This window comes from Emticicia soli, from assembly GCF_037860775.1.
Taxonomy (GTDB): domain Bacteria; phylum Bacteroidota; class Bacteroidia; order Cytophagales; family Spirosomataceae; genus Emticicia; species Emticicia soli.
The window spans coordinates 365,959-386,471 of sequence record NZ_JBBEWC010000007.1 but is presented as its reverse complement, the minus strand read 5'-3'; the positions used below and the strand labels follow the sequence as shown (position 1 = coordinate 386,471).

Below are 20,513 nucleotides of genomic sequence, written 5' to 3'. Positions count from 1 at the left end.
TTAGAAATTAATTATCTTTTGTCCAATCATATTAAGCAGTTCTAACCTTTTCTCACAAATACGTTTTATGAAAAAAACTTTTATTTTCATAGTTCTTTGCATTCTTCTGTCTGATTATCTATTTGCTCAAACCGATATGCGCAAAGTTACCTTAGATATATCTTCTTATTTACAACAATTGAATGCCTCTCCCAAAGAGTCGTCTTTAGGGATTGGTAATACGAGCAATTCTGCCACAATCATTAGCTTACCGCTGCCCGATGGCTCTTCGGCAAGATTTAAAGTTGTTGAGTATTCAATTTTACCCAATGGTACTAATGGCGATGCCAAAACGTATCTGGGTGAGCAAGAAGGAAACCCTACTGTTACTTGTAGAATTACCACAACAAAAGCAAAATTAATAGCTACGATATACATTGACGGACAAATTGTAGTGATAGAGCAAGACACGCAATCTGCAATTTCAAATATCTACAATGTTTATACAAAAACACATGAGGAATTTGAGTGTAGTGCAAAAGAGGGTTTGCTTAATAACAACCGTGTAAAAGCCATTGATCAAGTAAAAGACTACACCAATGGCACAAGTCTACGTACTTACAGAATGGCTATAATGGTTACAAATGAGTTTTATGTAGCGCGTGGAAATACAGATGCGGCAGTAAATAATGAGGTAGCTGCTATTATTAACAGTTTAAATGGCTTATACGAAAAAGAAATCGCTGTTAGATTTACACTTCGCTCGCCTATTAATCCTGCTAGTGCAAATGTATTTTATCGTAACACAAATAATATAAACACATACTATCAGGCGGTTGATGCGCTTAGATCTCAAATGAATACATTATTTGGTTCTGCAAATTATGACCTGGGACATGCGCTACATACTACTGGCGGTGGAGTTGCTTATTTTGGGGTTTGTGTCAATGACTACAAAGGTGGGGGCTGGTCTGGCAGTACAACACCATCTAGTTTTTTACTAATGGCACATGAAGTTGGGCATCAGTTTACTGCACCACATACTTTTAATGGCAATGGAAACGCCAATTGTGGAATAAGCAATAGAAATACGCCAACCGCATTTGAACCAGGTAGCGGTAATACCATTATGTCTTATTCTGGTTTATGCGGGACTGGTCAGAACATTACAGGGGGGCAAGTTCCATATTTTCATACCAACTCGCTCGACAGAATGATTAATTACATACAAACAGGCTCTGGAAATACCTGCGGTACGCCAACGGCAACTGGTAATACGCCACCTGTTGCTAATGCTGGAGCCAACTACACTATTCCTAAAAATACCCCTTTCACGCTTATAGGTTCAGGTACAGATGCCAATGGCGATGCGCTGAGTTTTACCTGGGAACAGTATGATGTACCAATGGCGAGTGACTCAGGTAAGCTTGGCCATACAGGAAACGCTGTTAATAGTACTACTGCACCATTATTTAGAACCCGCCAGTCTACATCACCTGTAAGAAACTTTCCGGACATGGCATTTGTACTAAACAATGCCAATAATCCACCAGATCAGGAAGGAGAAGATTTACCAAATGTAGCAAGGACGATGACTTTCAGACTTACGGCAAGAGATAATCGCACAGTTGGTGGTGGTGTTGATATGAGCTCTGTTACAATTACTGTAGATGGGAATAAAGGTCCTTTGACTGTAACAGCACCAAATGGTGGAGAGTCTTGGGCTGCAGGTATTTCACAAAATGTTACTTGGGCTGTAAATAGCACTAATGCACTCAGCGCAAATGTAAAAATCCTGTTATCAATAGATGGAGGAAGTAGTTTTCCGTACACTTTGGCAGCTTCAACAAGCAATAATGGCACATTGGCTGTTGTAATACCCGCAAATATTCCGAATACTACTCAAGCCAGAATTAAAATTGTAAGTACAAATAGTGCAACTGCTGAGTTTTTTGATGCAAGTAATGCCAATTTTACGATTACATCTAACTGTAATGTGGCAACTACATACATTTGCCCGGAAGCACCAGTGAGCGGTAATAGTGGTAATGCTATATTTAATTTAGGCTTATCGAAAATAACAGGTTCTTTATTTTTGAATAAAAGTAAAAATGTGAGTTTTTCAGGGCAAATTCAACGTCGTTTAATTGCTTATACTAATAACACTTTTACAAATTGCTATACTCATGAATTTTGGGAACCTAGTTCTCAGATTATTGCATTCAGAGTAAGTCAGACTGGTAATTATTCAATTTCAGCAGTACCAAACAATACCGGAAGTACGGCTTTTAGTATTTTTAACGCTTCAACTTTCAATTGCTCTACCTTCGTTGGCTCAAATGCCTACGGTGAAGTTAGTTGGTTCGGAAGTAGAAGTGTTTCACTTAATGCCTGCACCACTTATTATGCAGTTGTTTATAATTTTGAGTCGTCAGCTAGTTTTACATTCAATGTTAATGGCACAGGTGAGGTAATACAAGTTCTTACAGAACCAGTTGGCTTTAGTTATACTTATGTAGCGGTTAACCAAGCCAATAAGCAAATCACAGCAGTATCTGCATCTTCAGATTTTACTTCTATTTCGGGTGGTAGTTTCCTGGTTTATGGATTAAGTTATGCCAACGGATTTAACACCAGCAACTTACTGAACAAAACTATTGAACAGGTTTATGGGCTTGGCACTTGTCTTTTATTTAGTAATAACAGCAAGTCTCTAACCATTATTCCATCACCTTGCCCATCAAGCCTTGTCCTTACAAACCCAGCAAACAATATAAGTTCTGGGAATGTAACCAGGCAAGCGTCGGCAGCTAATGGAAAAATAACTGCAACAAACCTTGTAACCGGAACAGGCACCAAAGCCACGTATCAGGCAAAAGCCATTGAGCTCAATGCTGGTTTTACTGCCGATAGCGGAACAACCTTCAGAGCCGAAACGGGTGGTTGCAACTAAATAATTTTCATTATTCTGATAGAAAAAAATCCTATCCTTAATTGGGTAGGATTTTTTTCTGTAGATGAGACATATATTCTACAAGAATCGTATTTCTTTAGGAATAAGTAGAAAGTTTACCCCCTTTAAAGCCTACTTAAATCGTATTAAAACGGTGGCATGATTTTTTAGCATAAGATAAACAGAATTTGTTTTTTTAGGAAAGTAAGAACCAATCTATTGAATTAGAAAAATTTTAAAAAAAATTCTGTCCTAAAGAAATCCAACTTTAATATAACTTCGTAAATCCAAGTATTACAATAAATAAATTAAATCCAGAATGGTAGCCACAACGGCTATTTCATCAAAAACAAATCATGCCCATGGAAACACCAAAGTTGGGTTCATCACCACATGTGCGTTCACAAGATGAATCAGTAAAATCCGCAGACAGAAGAAACTTTTTAAGAAATGCCGGAATGGCTACCGTGGCAGGTGCTGTTTTTTTGGCCGGATGCGACAAAGATGACGACATGACCCCCACGCCATCAGCAGTGGACCTTGGAAGCGGTGATGTTGGTATTTTAAACTATGCCTATGCCCTCGAACAACTAGAGGCTGCTTTCTACACACAAGTTGTAGCTACGCCTTATTCGGGTATTACTGACGCCGAAAAAACTCTTCTTACCGAAATTCGTGACCACGAGATTATCCACAGAGACTTCTTTAAAGCAGCCCTTGGCACTAATGCTATACCTGGTCTTGAAGTAAATTTCTCTTCTATCGATTTCACTAGCAGAGCAAGCGTTTTAGGTGCAGCCAAACTTTTTGAAGATACAGGCGTTCAGGCTTACAATGGCGCCGGTAACCTGATTAAAAGTGGAGATTATTTATTAATAGCAGGTAAAATAGTTTCGGTTGAGGCACGTCATGCAGCAGCTATCAGAGATTTGTTGATGCCAAATTCAACTTCTTTTGCAGGAGATGATATCGTTGACAACAACGGTCTTGATAAAGCCATCAAACCTGCCGATATTCTGGCAGCAGTAAAACCTTATGTTAAAACTACAATCACTGCATCAAATCTTCCAACTTCTTAATTAGTACAGACAATGAATATCTTCAATATATTATCAGAATTAGAGAAAGTGGACACAGATGTTCACGAAAGACTAGAGCACGTTTCGAGACGAAGCATGTTTAATACAATTGGGAAAAAAGTTTCGGCTTTTGCAATTCCTGCGCTTTTAGCAACAAGTCTTCAAAAAGCTTATGCCGCAACTCCGGCAGCAATCGATGTTTTGAATTACGCATTGACTCTTGAATACTTAGAAGACGAATTCTATAAAGCAGGTAATGCTGCATCTGGCCTAATTCCGGCAGCAGAAAAACCAATATTTACTCAAATTGGTAAACATGAAACACAACACGTGGCATTTTTACTGGCAGCATTAGGCTCTAAAGCAGTAGCTAAACCTAAGTTTGACTTTACAGCAAAAGGTGCATTTGCCAATGTATTTACGAGTTATCAAACATTTGCCATTGTTTCTCATGCATTAGAAGACACTGGTGTGAGAGCTTATAAAGGCCAAGCTGGTAACCTGATGGCAGCAGAAGACAAACCTCTTTTGCAATATGCTCTACAGATTCACTCAGTAGAAGCACGCCATGCCTCAGTTGTTAGACGCTTACTAAATACCAAAGGCTTTGTAGCAGGCACAAAAGGCTGGATCACACTTAATCAAGGTTCGCCGGCAGCGGTTTATGCTGGTGAAGAAAACCTTCGCCAAGGTGGTGTAGACTTAACAGGTCTTGCAGGAAAATCGAAAGAAGCTATTTCAGAAGCATTTGACGAACCACTTACAAAAGAGCAGGTATTAGCAATTGCAACGCCATTTATTGCAGGTTAAGCTTTTCAAAATACCTTATTATAAAACGGAGACCTATCTTTACGTATATAACATATAGGTAGGTCTCCGTTTTTTGTTTTCAACACAAGTGTAATTTATTGTTAAAATACAATTATTAAATATTCCACCAGATTTTATCAGGGAGAGATTCACCGATTATCACTGGTTCTCCTATCATTGGCGTAGTAATAGGTAGGTTACTTTTTTTAGCAGCAGCAACTAATCTATTAATAGGCTCGTTCCATCCATGATTGGCTAAAATGAATTTCCCCCAGTGAACAGGTAATAATAGTTTTGCGCCAAGGTCAATAGCTGCTTGCGCTGTTTGTTCAGGAAACATGTGTATGTAAGGCCATTCTGCTCCGTATTGACCATTTTCAAGCATTACAATATCAAACGGGCCGTATTTATCGCCAATTTCTTTAAAATGCGTATCATAGCCCGAATCGCCGCCCATAAATATCTTATAGCCATGAATATTAAGTATAAAGGCCGACCATAGCGTTTTACCTCTAGCAAGGCTACGCCCAGAAAAATGTCGGGCCGGCGCCCCTATTACTTCAATATCGTCAGCTACTTTATGTACATCCCACCAATCAAGCTCCACTATTCTTTCTGGTTCAACACCCCAGAATTCCAAGTGAGAACCCACACCCAAAGCCACATAAAACTTCTTTACCCTAGGCATTAGCTTTACAATGGTTTTGTAATCGAGATGGTCGTAGTGGTCGTGAGATAAAAACAGCATATCAATATCCGGCAACTCGTTTGCATCATAAATATCACTTCCTTTAAATGACTTTCCACCAAATAAGGCAATTGGTGACACCGAGCCGCTTAACACAGGGTCAATTAGAATATTTATGTTCTTTGATTTTATAAGATATGATGAATGCCCAAACCACACGATTGTTGGCTTATCTGATTTCAGGCTCTTTAAGTCAGTTTTGACTGATGGCAAAGGCTTCGGAGGCGAAGCATCTTTGGGCTTATTGATAAACTCTCTCATCATTTTCAGATAAGAGGCATTTTCTAGAGTTACGCTTGTTGGTGATAAATTCTGAAAAGTGTCACTTTTATAATTGGGCGATTTCAGAATTTTTTTAAGTCTATCACCGAACGGATTTTTTCCAAAAAATTTTTGTCTCATAAATAAAATCGAACTAACGACAGCTAGACCAATAAATGCCGATAGAGCAATAAATGCTCTTCTGGTAAATTTCATAGTGTTTAATCTTTAAAACCATTTGATGACCAAATCAAGCATTTTTATAACTCTGTTATTGAAAGGTGGATGAAACATACTGAATGTAGAAAATTTGCTTTCAACAACTGCTTTTTTATTAGAAAATTCTTCGAACCCATATTTACCAAAAGATTTACCAATACCCGAATTATTCACGCCGCCAAAAGGAAGATTATTCTGTAAATAATGAATAGTTGTTTCATTAATTACGGCTGCACCCGACGATGTATTCTGCAAAATGTAATTTATATTAGCTCGTTTTTTACTGAATATATAAAGTGCCAAAGGCTTTTCGCCCTTATTAATATAGGCACTGATTTCTTCTATATTATCGAACTCAAGAATTGGTAAAACAGGGCCGAAAATCTCTTCCTGCATGATTTGCATGCCATCATTTAGGTTGGTAACCACTGTAGGCTCAATAAAGTTCTCAGCGGCAATCGTATTTCCACCAACGGCAACTTTTGCGCCTTTTTCTACGGCATCATCAATTAAACCCTTTATTCGGTTAAAGTGTCTGTTGTTCACTATTCTACAATAATCAGCCGATTTAGAAACATCTGTGCCATACATTTTTTGTATATACTTACCCATTTCTTGCACAAAAGTTTGGGTTTTTGAGCGATGAATAAGAATATAATCAGGTGCAATACAGGTCTGCCCATTATTCAGGAATTTCTCGGCTGCAATGGTTTGCGCAGCATATTTTACATCAGCGGTTTCATCAACAATGGTCGGTGATTTTCCGCCTAGTTCCAAAGTAACCGAGGCTAAATGCTTTGCAGCTGCTTGCATCACTACTTTGCCGATTGCTGGGCTACCTGTAAAAAAGATGTGGCTAAACGGCAAACTCAATAAAGTGCTTGATACCTTAGCATCGCCCTCTACAACTGCAACCTCATTGGCCGGAAATAATTCCTGAATCATTTCGGCAAGTAGTTTCGAAGCATTAGGCACCATTTCAGATGGTTTCATGATTACGGCATTTCCAGCGGCAATGGCTTGCAGCAATGGTTTCAGCGAAAGATTGAACGGATAATTCCAGGGGCTTATAATCAAGCAGTTACCCTTGGGCTCATGCATTATTTTGCTGGTTGTACCCAACATTTTTAGCGGCGTTTCAACGCTTTCGGGGCGCATCCATTGGTCAAGATGCTTGATAATATATTTTGCCTCGCTTACCACAGGCATCACCTCACTCACTTTCACTTCAAATAGGTCTTTTCTATAATCAGCTTTAAGTGCTTCGGTCATCTTATCCTGATTTTCGAGCACCCAGTTCATTACTTTTTTGATTTTAGCTATGCGTTCTTTTGAGCTTGTAGCAGCAATAGTAGAAAGGTTTTTCTTTTGAAGCTGAAATAAAGCCTCAATATCGGTTTCTATGGTAGCAGGAATATGAGTCATCAGGTTTTGTTGATTTATGATGGTTTTAACAAAATTCAAAAAAAATCTAGTAAAAACGCAAAAAACTTTCAAAAACAAATGCAATTTGGTGAATTACTAAAAATTTTAGATATTCGGGGAGGATTTAAGCTTTCCATTAAATATAATCTGTGTGGCATTCACACCTTTAAATAAGTCAAGATGTCATTAATAAGCAATAATTTAAAATACCTTCGACGTATCAACGGACTGACCCAAGACCAGTTTGCGCGTCGAATCGGCACTAAAAGAGCCAATGTAGGTGCGTATGAAGAAGCAAGAGCAGTGCCTCCGGTAGATACCCTTAAGATTATAGCCAATACTTTTGGCATTAGTGTAGATGATTTTGTAAAAAAAGATATAAGAAAACTAAGAGAAACGCCAGACCTTACTTTTGGTTTTGAAGCAAAACCTACTTACAGCAACGATGCCCCCGAGCCAGAAGAAGAAGACCCGTTTGACTTCCCTCCTTCTCTTGGTGATTTAATGCATCAGTTTTTGGGTGATGAGCCTCCCACACAAGAAAAAAACACCGAAATGGTGGCGCAAAAAGTTATGCTTCGCCCGTCGGATAAAATGCAGTATGAGCCAGAGCCTGTAATATCGCCAGCACCGCCCAAACCTGTGGTGCCTGCTATTCAGTACTCAGCCCCTACATCAAAGTATGTACCCGATAATCAGCCATTTAAAGCCCCAACTCAGCCACAATATAGCGAACCTGCGCCTAAGTTTAACGCTGATAATCAGCCATATAAAGCGCCTGTACAACCAGAACCTGCACCAAAGCCTGAACCTCAGACATTTAAAAACAATATTCATATTGTACGTCGTTCGCAGTATAACGACTACTTGATGAGAAACAAGGAAATAAGTTTTCTGAAAACGCTTACCGAATTTCATTTACCAACATTGCCCGCTGGCGAATACCGGGCATTTGAAGCGGCAGAAGATTTTACGTTTGAAGGTGCATTATTGGTTGGCTCCTTGGTCAAAAACTGGTATGATATAGCCGACAGCAAAAATTACGTGCTGGTTACAAAACCACAGGGTATTATTTATCGCAGGGTTTATAATCAGGTAAAAATAAAAGGAACTTTGCTCTTGAGCTCAGATAATCACCGGTTCCCAAGTACTGAAATTGCGTTTGATGATGTGATTGAAACCTGGGAAATAAAAGCATTTTTGAGTTATACTTTACCAGAACCAAGCCCTAGTTTCGATAAATTAAGCCATTTGGTTGGTGAAATGAAATTTGAACTAGACCGACTGAAAAAATAATCTAAAGATTATTACAATTATCTAATTATACCTGCCCATCATTAAGTAATGCTGGGCACTTACCTAAATGACTATTACCTCTAAACAACCGAACGTCGGAACGACGATTTTTACGGTTATGTCTCAGTTAGCTGCCGAAACAGGGGCTTTAAATCTTTCGCAGGGTTTTCCTAATTACAATTGTTCGCCAAAGCTTATTGAGCTTGTGAATCATTATATGCAAAAAGGCATGAACCAGTATGCACCTATGGCAGGTATTATGCCCTTGCGTGAGATACTAGCCCAAAAAACCGCCGACCTATATAATTTGCATTATCACCCAAATGATGAAATAACCATTGTTTCGGGTTGTACTGAGGCTATTTATGCTACGATGGCGGCAATTTTGCATAAAGGAGATGAAGTGATTGTGTTTGAGCCTGCCTATGATAGTTACGTACCGTCAATTGAGTTGAATGGCGGAAAAGCAGTGTATGTAACCCTGACAGCCGAAAACGACTTTACAATTAATTGGGAAGTAGTTAAAAGCAAAATTACCGAGCGCACCAAAGCTATTATGCTCACAACCCCTCATAACCCAACCGGAAAATGCCTCACACAAGATGATTTAAACAAACTGGCTGAGATTGTAAGGGACACCAATATTTTTATTGTTTCAGATGAAGTTTACGAACATATTATTTTCGATAACAGACAGCATTTATCTCCTGCCATGCATCCTGAATTAAAAGAACGCACTTTTTTATGTGGTTCGTTCGGAAAAACTTTCCATACCACAGGTTGGAAACTTGGCTATTGCCTGGCACCTAAAGAATTAACAGCAGAGTTCAGAAAAACGCATCAATGGATTACTTTCGCCTCTCCTACCCCAATGCAATATGCCTTTGCCGATTTTATGAAAGACCCAAATAATTATTTATCAGTAAGGGCATTTTATGAAGAAAAACGGAATAAATTTATCAACTGGCTAAAAGGCTCAAGGTTTACCTGGAAACCTGCTGAGGGTAGTTTCTTCCAGATGGTATCATATAATCAGATAACTGATGAATCGGACTATGATTTGGCAGTAAGATGGACAAAAGAAATTGGTGTAGCCTCGATTCCGATTTCGGTGTTTTACAACGAAAGATATGATAACAAGATTCTAAGATTCTGCTTTGCTAAAGACGACGAAACACTCGAAAAAGCCGCAGAAAGGCTTTGTAAGTTATAATAAATAAGGAAGCACATTGCTTCCTTATCACTATATAAAAATCTACTTCTAAGCTTCTACTTTTTTAACTTGCGCCTTTGCCATTCTTACAGCCTTGCCCACATATTTAGGAACAAAGCTAACAGCAATTAAGCCAAGTCCGGTTACAATAAGCGTTTCGATATGTGCAAAGAAAGTACCGGCAGTAAGAATCCCCATTACCAGAATAGTGGAGAATGGTAACGAGAATGCCAATACCAACACCGCAAATTCGATATTGAATGTACGTTTTTCTTTAGGCACCTGATTATTTTCTTCTTTCAATGCCACGGCTGACATGTGTGCAAAGGGCCAGAAACTACATGAGCTCAATGGCACAACTACTGCCAGCAATACCATAACCGGAGATGTAATATGAAAGATAATGATAATCAGTACGCTGAAAAGAATTGTAATTCCGGCTCTGAACAACAATATTGAACTTACCAATCTTATTTTTCCTTCTTTTAGCTGAACTGCCAGACCGATGTAAATTAACACCAACGGGGTCATGAGTGTGCTCGTACGATTAAAAATCTCCGAAATAACCGGAGGAAGGTCATCAAAACTTAAACCGAAGCTTAAAAAAGCAATAGCCAACAACATTACAATATTAATAGGCTCTTTTACAAGGCTTAACAAAAGGCTTTTTAGCTTCCCTTCTTCTTTCTCTTCATTTGTTTTGTTGTTTTTAAAATACATACTCATGGCAACAAAATAAAGGAAGTTTAAAGCAAAAAACTTATTGCCGACATCGGCCATTGCAGCCTTAGCTAATGATTCTTTACCCAAAAACTCATGAATAAACGGAAAACTAGATAAACCCGGCGCCAACGAAGGCATCAACATTGTGAGTGTACGCCCAATAGAACTATCTGTCTCAATCTTGAAGATTGTCAGGATATAAGGCATCGACAAATAAATAAAGAAATTGAATGCCAGTGTTATGAGTGGATATATTAATAAAGTTGAATCAATTTTCACTCCCATTAAGGCCACAAAAACTGTTGAGGGAAGCGCCACCGAGAGAATCATTTCTTTAATGCCATTCAGCTCGGTTTTACTCTTGATTTTTGACCTCAGACCCAATCCAATCACAATAAGGAGTATGAGTATAAACGTTTTTTGAAGTGCTACTGCCATAAGAAATCGAGAATTTAGGAAAAAACCTTCCTGTGATGCCCGGGTGAGTAGCTAAAACTGCTACTTCCCAGGCATCAATGAATAAATTAAAAATCTAAAATGCGCTTAGCTTAGTTCTTCCAGTGCTTTAACGAATATTTTCATTTCGTCCATAGTACCCATACTTACTCTACACCAGGTTTTCTTCTGGATGTCGAAAGTTCTGATACCGATACCCTTCGAATACATTTTGGCCAAGAAGTCTTTGCCGTCCATCGTAATCGGGAAAATAACGAAATTAGTATATGACGGAATGTATTTGTAGTTCATCTTGTCGAGATTAGCATACAAGTATGCTTTTGCCTCGGTATTAAGTTTTTTGGTTGTAGCCTGAAACTCCATGTCTTCGATACTTGCAGAAGCCGCCAGAACCGAAGTGTACGAAATACCCATACCACCTCTGGTGATATTCTGTATTTTATTAAGGTAAGCAGGTAATGCAGCAATATAGCCTACACGAAGACCCGCCATACCCATGATTTTAGAGAATGTACGTGCTACAATTACGTTTTTATTTTGTGCCAGAAGAGACACCATACTTTGGGTATCCGAACCTTCAGCAAGCTCAAGGTAGGCTTCATCAACAAAAATAGGTACTTTCTCTGATACACGTGAGCAGAAATCAAGTAGCTCTTTACCCGCTGTAATACTACCAGTCGGGTTATTCGGATTACAGATATATACTAATTTGGTATCGGCATCGATAGCAGCTTCCATAGCAGCAAGGTCGTGCGACCAGTCGCTTTTACAAGGTACAGCTTTCCATTTTGCACCTACTGTTTTAGCTACGTTCACTAACGACATGTAGCAAGGGTCGGCCGAAACGATATTTCCTTTGCCATTCATAAATTCAACCAAGGCAACCTTTTCAAGAAGGTCAGACGAACCAGGCCCCATCATAATATGGTTAGGTGTAATACCAGGCCCTTCTTTCTTTACAATTTTACCAATTAAATCACTAAGTTCTTTCCAGGCATAACGGTTGCCTAAAGATACAGAATCAACTACTGCTTGTTTTGCACTTGCAGGTGGACCATAAGGATTTTCATTGGCATTCAAACGAGCCTTTAATTTAGTTACATCAGGCGGATTGCTGATGAAGTGCTCACGCATTAAAGGAGTATAATATAATCTGTTTTTGCTATCTAATTGAACAGGTGTGTTCGGGAAAGCCCCCATACTTAATTGCGGAGCTACAACCATACCACCAAGTGCCATTAAGCCTGATTTTAATACATTACGTCTGTCAATGTTCTGATTCATTTTCTTCAAGTGTTTAAAGAGTATAAAGATTGTTTAGCTTTAAGTAAACTGATATTAATTTGTTATTTAAACAGACAGTGGTGTTTAAGACTGAACTGATAAATTCAGAAGATTTTGGCTTGCTGGTTCACTGAAATATTGCTGAAGTACTTCAATGTTGTTTTAGAAATTGTAGAAAGTAATACAGCAGCAAAAGTAATATAATACAACAAAATGACAAAATTTTATTTAAAATTATTTTAACATACTTTTTACATATTTTAAACTTTAATTTAAATTATACCAATTTTATAAACTTCAAAACAGTATTTTATCAATTTATTTTTCATTTTCATTAAAAACACACACATGCAACAAATTTTATATTTTTTTGATTTTGTAATGAAAAATTCTATAATATTGTACATATCCAAGTTATTTTTAAATAAAATGAACTATTTTCGATAGTATAATAAATTTTTTACAAAATTATTTGCAAGTACTTATTTTAACATATACTATTGCATTAGAAATTATTAGAAAAGTACAATAACACTTCATCAGAGACTCACTTCCGACCGCAAAAAGCCGAGTATCTGAACCCTATAAAATAATAGACTTCACATTAGCGAAGTTGCGGGGCTGCTAGTCTGCTCATTACACGACTATCAGCAATGCTGAATACCTGGTAAAATTATTCAGAAAAGCTCTTAACAATCAAGTTACTCTAATTGCATGCCTTCAAAGGCTATGTACCGGGAATCCTTTTTCCTTTAGAAAAAAATACAAACTTTTTAAACTAAACTAAACTATAAAATTTTAAAGATTAAGAAGAGATAGGCTTGCACCTCTCTTGCTGACGTAGCTCCCGACTTCAATCATAATCTCGAAGCTGAGCGGTCGGAAATTCGAGGAAGTGATTGAGTCGGACGGCTTCGTAAGTTGCTTACCTATTGTTTTTACTTAAACCTTTACAAACACCTTTCACTTATGAAAAAACACTTATACTATCTGACAGTTATGTTGCTTCTTCCGTTAAGTATACTTGCTCAAGACAAGGTTCTGACGGGAGTAGTAAGTTCGATCGAAGAGGGTGCGCTACCGGGGGTCTCAATTGCATTAAAAGGAACAGCAATAGGAACATTGACTGATGCCAGCGGAAAATTCACAATCAAAGTTCCTGCATCTGGCGGAATATTAGTATTCAGCGCCATTGGGTTTCAGACAATAGAAGAAAAAATAGATAACAGAACAAACTACCAGATTACCCTTGCAACCGACTCAAAAACATTGAATGAGGTTGTGGTAACTGCGCTGGGGATTTCTCGTGAGAAAAAATCATTAGGTTTCTCACAACAAGAAGTAAAAGGCGAAAGTCTGGTTGAAGCTCGCTCAACAAACGTGGTTAACTCATTAGCAGGCCGTATCGCTGGTGTAAGAATTAGCAGTAATGGCGGCCCGGGTAGTGGTTCTACAATCCAGATTCGTGGTTCATCTTCAGTTTCGGGTAACAACCAGCCCTTGATTGTATTAGATGGTGTACCGCTCCAACAACAATATGATAAACAATTTGGCGGGGGGATTTCTGAGATTAACCCTGACAACATTAAAGATATTTCGGTACTTAAAGGGCCAAACGCTGCTGCGCTATATGGCTCAAGAGCTGCCAACGGGGTTATCCTGATTACCTCAAAAGATGGTGCAGGCTCAAAAGGTTTAGGGATTGAATACAATGCCAACTTCACGGCAGAACGCCCATTGGTAAAACCAAACTTCCAGAACACCTATGGTGGTGGTAATGGTTATACAACCTGGTATTCAGATGGCTGGAGTGGTACAATCCAACCTGATGCTTACGACCAATACAAAGCTGCGTATGGCTTTGTGAACCCTGGTAGAACTACCGGTACAGATGGAACTGACGAAAGCTGGGGTGCGCCAATGGATGGCCGTTTGGTACGCCAATGGTTTACCGGTAAAGAGGTTGCTCCACTTACACCTCAACCAAACAACTGGAACGAATTCTGGGAAACTGGTACTTCTTTCACCAACCATATTGCTTTATCTGGTGCTAACGAAAAAGGTAGCTTCCGTTTAGCTTATGATAGACTAGACCAAAAAGGTATTGCATACAAAAACGGTTTTGAGAGAAGCAACTTTAAAATAAACTCAAATTATAACCTTACCAAATACCTTTCGGCCACTGTTTCAGGCGAATATATTAAGTCAGGTGGTAACCGTACTTACCAAAATGGTGATACGTTCATCTGGTCGCACAGACACGTATCTTGGGACCAACTTGCCGACTATAAAGATTATGCCGATGTACATATTCAAAGAGCAGTAGCTGGTCGTTTACCAGATAGCGACCCACCAAACTGGCAACATACGTATTTTACCAACCCATTTTATACAAACGAGTATTTGCCAAATAAAAACGACAAAGACCGTCTTGTTGGTAACATCGCCGTAAATGCAAAACTTTTCCCATTCCTGAAATTAATGTTGCGTTCAGGAACCGATATGTGGACCGACACAAGAATTAACATTGCAAACTTTGAACGTGTACGTAATGGAAACAGAACGCCGGGAACATTTTCAGAAGAAGTGCTTCGTCGTCAGGAAAGTAACCACGATTTCTTGTTAAGCTTTGATAAGAGCATTGGCAAAAACTTTACAATAGTAGCACAAGGCGGTGGCGCTCTTAGAACTAATTATTACAAAAGAAACTTTACGAATGTGGGCGAGTTAGTGGTTGATGGTGTATATAACCTGTCGAACTCTAACCCAAGCCAAAACTCAGTAGCAAGCCGTATCGAAAAAACAAACGTACAAAGTTTGTATGGCTCGGCACAATTTGGCTACCTGAATGCCCTATTCCTGGACGTAACTGCACGAAACGATTGGTCAAGTACTTTGCCTTCTAATGCCCGTTCTTATTTCTATCCATCAGTTTCAGCAAGTGCGGTTGTTACCGATTTGGTTAATATTCCGAAGAATATCCTGTCTTTTGGTAAAGTAAGAGCGAGCTGGGCGCAGGTAGGAAACGATGCTGACCCTTATCAGTTAGCACAGACTTTCCGTGCCAGTGGCTCTTGGAATGGTTCAATTCCTGAGTACTTTGAAAATATCACCATCGCAAATTCATCCCTAAAACCTGAAATTACCACAGGAGTTGAATTAGGACTTGACCTTCGTTTCTTCAGAAATAAAGTGGGCTTAGATTTTACTTACTACGACCAAACAACCAAGAACCAGATTCTGGGTGTTGAAATCTCAAAAGCCAGTGGTTACGACAAACGTATATTGAATGCAGGTAAGATAAACAACAAAGGTTTAGAGATTACTTTGTCAGGTACTCCGTTTGAATCAGTTAGTGGCTTTAAGTGGGACGTAGCCGTAAACTTTGCCAGAAACAGAAACCTTGTAGTTGAATTGGCTGAAGGACTTACCACTTATACTCTGCAAGAACGCAGAGGCTTGATTTCGATAGCGCAAGTTGGCCAACCTTATGGCTCACTATATGGTATCGGCTTTAAACATGCACCTGACGGACAAATTGTGTATGTTGATGGCTTGCCGGTTGTTGAAACAACACCAAGAGTATTAGGTAACATTCAACCAGACTGGACGGGTGGTATCTCAAATACCTTTGCTTACAAACGCCTGAGCCTTTCGGTATTGGTTGACGTGAAAAAAGGTGGTGATTTCTATGATGAAGGTACAGGAACTGCTCGTTGGACTGGCCAATATGCCGAAACAGCTATCGGTCGTGAAGAAGGTATCATTGGCAAAGGCGTTAAAAACATTGGCTCTGCCGAAAGCCCTCAATACGTACCAAACGATGTGATTGTTGCTGCAAACCAATTATATGGCTACAATAACCCAAGAAGATACCACGAAGCAGCCATTTTTGATGGAAGCTACATAAAACTACGTGAAGTTTCACTAGGTATCCGTCTGCCGGAAGCATTATTGAAAAAAGCAAGAATACAAAATGCGAAACTTTCTTTAGTGGGCAGAAACCTTGCCATTTTGTTTAAAAACTCTCCTCATATCGACCCAGAAGTTGACCGTTTCGGAGGTAACTCTCAAGGCTTTGCCTATGGTGAATTACCATCATCAAGAAGTCTAGGTTTCAACTTATCGTTGGGCTTCTAAGCGAGAGGAATTAGTTTTTTATCATTAAACCTGAAACATTATGAAATCATATAAAATATTAGTTTCTCTATTTGTTGCAATTGGGCTTTCGGTAGGTTCGTGTACCGATGATTTCGACGAAATGAATACCGACCCCAACAACCCTACGAGTATCAGCCCGCAATATCTGTTACCTTATGCAATCGAGAAATCGGTTGACAGATACTGGGGCGGAAACGCCAGATTTGAACGCTTGAATCTTGATGGTTCAATGCTCTGGATTCAATACCTGGCAAGAAACATTTATTCAAACGAAGGCGACAACTACGGTATTACGCCAACGTTTTATAACAATACCTGGAAATCGTTCTTTAACGATGGTCTGGTAAACTTCCAGAGTATCATTAAACAAGCAGGTCCTGAAGGCAAAACGCCTAATGCCAATTATGAAGGTGCAGCAATTGTTATGCGTAGTTGGGTATTTTCGGTACTAACCGACCTTTATGGAGCTATTCCTTACTCACAAGCATTGAAAGGTACAGATGGCACGCCTATTTATGTGCCTGAGTATGATTCGATGGAGCAAGTATATGCAGGTTTATTGAACGATTTGAAAGTAGCTAACGAAAAACTAACTGTTGGCGGGCCGGCTATATCGGGTGATATTCTGTATGAAGGCAATATTCTGAAATGGAAAAAATTTGCCAATTCTTTAAGACTCCGCCTGGCGAACCGTCAGGCTGCAAAGAAACCTGCCGAATCGAAAGCGATAATGACCGAAATTTTATCTGATGCTGCCAAGTTCCCAATCTTTACCAGCAACGACGATAATGCCATTTTGAAGAACACTGCAACACGCCCAAGTAACAACGAGTGGCACGAAGTAATGGTAATGGGTAGCCGTACTGACTGGAGCATGAGCAAAACTTTTGTAGATAAACTAAGCAGCCTAGGCGACACACGTTTATCGGTATTTGCTAATAAAAACGGCGCCGGAAACTACGAAGGTATCCCTAACGGTCTGCCAGATGCCATTGCTACTACTTACCTTAGCTCGGCATCAACTCTGGGTAGTTATTTTACACAAGCCACTACACCAAGTGTAATCATGACGCTAAGTGAGCTACAATTGATTCTGGCAGAAGCTGCTATTGATGGAGATATAAGCGGCGATGCAAATGCTTATATGCAAGCAGGTATCAAGGCGTCGTTCGACCAATACAAAGTTGAATTGCCTGCCCAATATTATGCAACTGTTGGTGCTGCTACAAAAGAGAAAATCTTAGACCAAAAATGGATTGCTTTGTTTGGTAATGCAGTTGAATCATGGACAGAGTATCGTCGTACAGGCTTCCCAGTATTGCCACTTAAAGACCCAAGAGCGGTATTTGAGAACGAAGGCGTGCTACCAACCCGCTTACCATACCCAACTACCGAGTATTCGTTGAACAAAACGAGCCTTGATAAAGGGATTTCGTTGAATGGTGGTGCCGATAATATGAGAACCAAATTATGGTGGGCTGAAAAATAATTTTTTGGCAGGATTTATTTACCAATTAAAACTTTAAGAACATGAAAAAGACCGCATATATATTGTTTCTAGGACTATTTATCCTGACGTCGGCTTGCGAAAAGAAAGATCCTTTTGTTGACAGAGTAGTCGCTCCATTGCTTTTTTTAGTATTAGATGAAAACGGTGTTGCTTCGTCGGGTATGACGACCGACCCAAGCGTTGCCAACAAAATATCGAAAGATGTTACGTTTTCAATTAAATTACTAGAGCTCGACAAAACAAATATTTTAGACCATACCAAAGGTATTGACTCTATTGCCGTAACATCGTTACCGATTTCGTTATCAATGAGAAACGGCACCAAAATAAGCGACCTGGTTACAGATAACACAGGCAAGGCGACGCTTAAAAAAACATGGGCAGAATTAGGAGTAGCAAATCCGACAGCGGCAACTACTCTTTTATTAAGCTGGACGGGAACTTACAAAGGTGTAACCTTTACCAAGTATTCTCGCATTCAGGGAGCGAATTAATAATCATAGGTTGAATAGATAATGTTTAAACTCATCTCAAATTTTAGAGATGAGTTTTTTTTATGGTATCCAATATCATCGAATAGAATTCGGTGAAAATCCTACAACTTAAACATCTTCTGAATTTTGTAAGGCTCTATCAGTAGCGACTTTCCGACTTCATACCAATACCCATCACCAATATTAACAAAAGTACCTTTGTGCGATGGTTTCTGGTTAAAGGCAACATCCATAATAAACTCGCCTGAGAAAGTATTTTTCAGTATAAAATTGAGTTCTTCCCAAGGCAAATAAGATGTTCTGGCAGCATCATTATTCTCTTTACGGGTAATTTCTACGCTTCTTTCTGCAAAAGAGGCATTAATTGTAAACTCCTTGCTTTCGCCGGCTTGGTTTCTAAAGAATACCAGATGTAGCGGCAGTTCTCGTTTTGCTTTTTCAAAAATAGCCTGTTGAATTTCTTCAAGCAAATATGAAAGCTTATCTGCATTAGACGGATAAAACGATTGTCCGTTGAAATCTACCTGCCAAAAATGCTGATGCGGCTCCAGATTTTTTATTTTCAATGGCTTGGCCGATTTCAGGTTGCCAAATAAAATATCTTTCCACACATCGGGTAGCGTACCCTTCCAACTGAAATCGTCATTTGCCGAAAATCCTTCGTCCATGATTTCGTCTTCTGTCAGAAGGTCACGGTCTAAATAGGTCAGATCAAAAGAAAGAGTTAAATCTTTGTTTTGTTCAATTTCTCCCGACAGCTCAATTGCATGGGCAAATGGCGGCGGAATGTTTTCAGATGTTTGGTATTTGAGGGAGAACGTAGACATTGACAGTTTTAATTTTATCGATTTTTCCTGTTGGTGTTTCAATCAGTTTTTCAACAAAAAAGATTTCCTTCGGAATTTCAAATTTAGGTAATTTTTCAGAGAAACTCAGGCCAATTTGGTTACCATTCGATAAAGGCTTTTTACTTTCAACTACCAGAATCAGTTTTTGACCCAACTTATTATCAGGCACCCCGTAGGCAAAAAAACGCCCCTGAAACGCTAATTCAGCTAGCACCTGCTCTCCTATTTTTTCTACTTTTTCAAGCTGAATTTTCACCCCTCCGCTATTAATAATATTATCGAACCGCCCAACTAGTCTGAATTTACCTTCTTCTAGTATCTCAACAATATCGTTGGTTACAACCCACTCATCATCTGTTGCTTTCAATTTTATCTTCAAGCATTCTCTTTCGTCTTGTGCAATCTCAATACCTTCTAAAACCGTAAAGAAATCTTCTTTCTCAGGGCCATTCAAAAGCTTTATTGCTATGTGCGTCAAGGTTTCCGTCATGCCATAAGTAGCATATACAGGCGCATTAATTTTTTGAATTTGCTCTTCTAGTGAATCACTGACTGACGCGCCGCCAATAAGAATGGCCTTGGCCGAATTGAGCGTTTCCAAAGAGCGTTCTGACTCTTCAAGTAGCGTTTGAATCTGCAAAGGGACAAAGGCAAAAAAGTTTCGGCCGCGATTAGAATTAAGTAGATACAGATGTTTTTCGATACCTGTAAATGGGCTTGATGTAGGCTCTACTATTATCAAATCCATGCCTATTTCAAAAGCACGTACAAGCATCATCATTCCTGCAATGTAATCTACACTCAAGCAGCAAAACGCTGTATCGCCCTCTCTCAGATTAAATGTTTTGGCGGTAAGATACGCCGACTCAATCAATTGCAGGCGTGTAAATGTAATGGGTTTAGGAATACCAGTTGACCCGGATGTATGGATAGTGAAGTTTTGCTGACCTAAGTCCCAGGCCTCTTTAAATTTCATAACCTTTTGGTAATAAAGGTTATTGGGTGCTGTATTGATAATCGTTCCGTCTTTTTCTAAAAATATCATAGTGGCAAC

Annotated in this window: 14 protein-coding genes; 8 read left to right on the top strand and 6 right to left on the bottom strand. The window is 39.1% G+C overall.

All coding sequences use genetic code 11. From position 1 onward, the window contains the following. Nucleotides 1-136 precede the first annotated feature (136 nt). From WAE64_RS13720 to WAE64_RS13710, 3 genes are all read left to right on the top strand, one after another. A complete protein-coding gene (locus tag WAE64_RS13720; RefSeq protein ID WP_340237359.1) occupies nt 137-2,932 on the top strand; it encodes a M12 family metallo-peptidase in 2,796 nt (931 codons plus the stop codon). A gap of 362 nt (nt 2,933-3,294) precedes the next feature. Continuing rightward, nucleotides 3,295-4,011, top strand: coding sequence for a ferritin-like domain-containing protein (locus tag WAE64_RS13715; RefSeq protein WP_340237357.1), 717 nt, complete (start codon nt 3,295-3,297; stop codon nt 4,009-4,011). Between the two features lie 12 nt (nt 4,012-4,023). Then, nucleotides 4,024-4,821, top strand: coding sequence for a ferritin-like domain-containing protein (locus WAE64_RS13710; protein ID WP_340237354.1), 798 nt, complete (start codon nt 4,024-4,026; stop codon nt 4,819-4,821). A 115-nt stretch (nt 4,822-4,936) separates the two neighbouring features. Here the strand turns inward: WAE64_RS13710 and WAE64_RS13705 are convergent, their stop codons facing one another. Beyond that, nucleotides 4,937-6,046 carry an MBL fold metallo-hydrolase gene (locus WAE64_RS13705; RefSeq protein ID WP_340237350.1) on the bottom strand — a complete coding sequence of 370 codons (1,110 nt, stop codon included), beginning with the start codon at nt 6,044-6,046 and terminating at the stop codon, nt 4,937-4,939. A 12-nt stretch (nt 6,047-6,058) separates the two neighbouring features. Then, a complete protein-coding gene (locus tag WAE64_RS13700) occupies nt 6,059-7,474 on the bottom strand; it encodes an aldehyde dehydrogenase family protein (protein ID WP_340237348.1) in 1,416 nt (471 codons plus the stop codon). A 180-nt stretch (nt 7,475-7,654) separates the two neighbouring features. On the opposite strand from WAE64_RS13700, the gene WAE64_RS13695 reads away from it, so the two are divergent. Together WAE64_RS13695 and WAE64_RS13690 are read left to right on the top strand one after the other, a co-directional pair. Continuing rightward, nucleotides 7,655-8,770: a helix-turn-helix domain-containing protein gene (locus WAE64_RS13695; protein ID WP_340237346.1), complete on the top strand. Its 1,116-nt coding sequence runs from the start codon at nt 7,655-7,657 to the stop codon at nt 8,768-8,770. A gap of 67 nt (nt 8,771-8,837) precedes the next feature. Further along, nucleotides 8,838-9,983, top strand: coding sequence for a methionine aminotransferase (locus WAE64_RS13690; protein WP_340237343.1), 1,146 nt, complete (start codon nt 8,838-8,840; stop codon nt 9,981-9,983). A gap of 48 nt (nt 9,984-10,031) precedes the next feature. Here WAE64_RS13690 and WAE64_RS13685 read toward each other — a convergent pair whose 3' ends face one another. Both WAE64_RS13685 and WAE64_RS13680 read right to left on the bottom strand, forming a co-directional pair. Continuing rightward, nucleotides 10,032-11,144, bottom strand: coding sequence for an AEC family transporter (locus WAE64_RS13685; protein ID WP_340237341.1), 1,113 nt, complete (start codon nt 11,142-11,144; stop codon nt 10,032-10,034). A gap of 105 nt (nt 11,145-11,249) precedes the next feature. After that, the gene (locus WAE64_RS13680; protein ID WP_340237337.1) at nt 11,250-12,446 is read right to left on the bottom strand and encodes a pyridoxal phosphate-dependent aminotransferase; all 1,197 of its coding nucleotides are present in this window, start codon (nt 12,444-12,446) and stop codon (nt 11,250-11,252) included. 969 nt (nt 12,447-13,415) lie between these two features. On the opposite strand from WAE64_RS13680, the gene WAE64_RS13675 reads away from it, so the two are divergent. Genes WAE64_RS13675 through WAE64_RS13665 form a run of 3 tightly spaced genes read left to right on the top strand, consistent with a single transcriptional unit; the run spans nt 13,416 to nt 18,611 of the window. Continuing rightward, nucleotides 13,416-16,586: a SusC/RagA family TonB-linked outer membrane protein gene (locus WAE64_RS13675; protein WP_340237334.1), complete on the top strand. Its 3,171-nt coding sequence runs from the start codon at nt 13,416-13,418 to the stop codon at nt 16,584-16,586. Nucleotides 16,587-16,626: 40 nt separating this feature from the next. Continuing rightward, on the top strand, nt 16,627-18,096 hold the full coding sequence (locus tag WAE64_RS13670; RefSeq protein WP_340237332.1) for a SusD/RagB family nutrient-binding outer membrane lipoprotein: 1,470 nt from the start codon (nt 16,627-16,629) through the stop codon (nt 18,094-18,096). Nucleotides 18,097-18,137: 41 nt separating this feature from the next. Continuing rightward, on the top strand, nt 18,138-18,611 hold the full coding sequence (locus WAE64_RS13665; RefSeq protein WP_340237330.1) for a hypothetical protein: 474 nt from the start codon (nt 18,138-18,140) through the stop codon (nt 18,609-18,611). Nucleotides 18,612-18,712: 101 nt separating this feature from the next. On the opposite strand, the gene WAE64_RS13660 is transcribed toward WAE64_RS13665, so the two are convergent. Continuing rightward, complete coding sequence (locus WAE64_RS13660; RefSeq protein ID WP_340237328.1) at nt 18,713-19,438, bottom strand: hypothetical protein; 726 nt, start codon at nt 19,436-19,438, stop codon at nt 18,713-18,715. Beyond that, the gene (locus tag WAE64_RS13655; RefSeq protein WP_340237326.1) at nt 19,404-20,504 is read right to left on the bottom strand and encodes an AMP-binding protein; all 1,101 of its coding nucleotides are present in this window, start codon (nt 20,502-20,504) and stop codon (nt 19,404-19,406) included. The genes WAE64_RS13660 and WAE64_RS13655 overlap by 35 nt, the downstream gene beginning before the upstream one ends. Nucleotides 20,505-20,513 lie beyond the last annotated feature (9 nt).

Bases quoted from the DNA above. Each gene is read 5' to 3' on its own strand.
- WAE64_RS13675 (WP_340237334.1), top strand. From the start codon at position 13,416: ATGAAAAAACACTTATACTATCTGACAGTTATGTTGCTTCTTCCGTTA.
- WAE64_RS13700 (WP_340237348.1), bottom strand. From the start codon at position 7,474: ATGACTCATATTCCTGCTACCATAGAAACCGATATTGAGGCTTTATTT.
- WAE64_RS13705 (WP_340237350.1), bottom strand. From the start codon at position 6,046: ATGAAATTTACCAGAAGAGCATTTATTGCTCTATCGGCATTTATTGGT.
- WAE64_RS13695 (WP_340237346.1), top strand. From the start codon at position 7,655: ATGTCATTAATAAGCAATAATTTAAAATACCTTCGACGTATCAACGGA.
- WAE64_RS13715 (WP_340237357.1), top strand. From the start codon at position 3,295: ATGGAAACACCAAAGTTGGGTTCATCACCACATGTGCGTTCACAAGAT.
- WAE64_RS13710 (WP_340237354.1), top strand. From the start codon at position 4,024: ATGAATATCTTCAATATATTATCAGAATTAGAGAAAGTGGACACAGAT.
- WAE64_RS13720 (WP_340237359.1), top strand. From the start codon at position 137: ATGCGCAAAGTTACCTTAGATATATCTTCTTATTTACAACAATTGAAT.
- WAE64_RS13660 (WP_340237328.1), bottom strand. From the start codon at position 19,438: ATGTCTACGTTCTCCCTCAAATACCAAACATCTGAAAACATTCCGCCG.
- WAE64_RS13655 (WP_340237326.1), bottom strand. From the start codon at position 20,504: ATGATATTTTTAGAAAAAGACGGAACGATTATCAATACAGCACCCAAT.
- WAE64_RS13685 (WP_340237341.1), bottom strand. From the start codon at position 11,144: ATGGCAGTAGCACTTCAAAAAACGTTTATACTCATACTCCTTATTGTG.
- WAE64_RS13665 (WP_340237330.1), top strand. From the start codon at position 18,138: ATGAAAAAGACCGCATATATATTGTTTCTAGGACTATTTATCCTGACG.
- WAE64_RS13690 (WP_340237343.1), top strand. From the start codon at position 8,838: ATGACTATTACCTCTAAACAACCGAACGTCGGAACGACGATTTTTACG.
- WAE64_RS13670 (WP_340237332.1), top strand. From the start codon at position 16,627: ATGAAATCATATAAAATATTAGTTTCTCTATTTGTTGCAATTGGGCTT.
- WAE64_RS13680 (WP_340237337.1), bottom strand. From the start codon at position 12,446: ATGAATCAGAACATTGACAGACGTAATGTATTAAAATCAGGCTTAATG.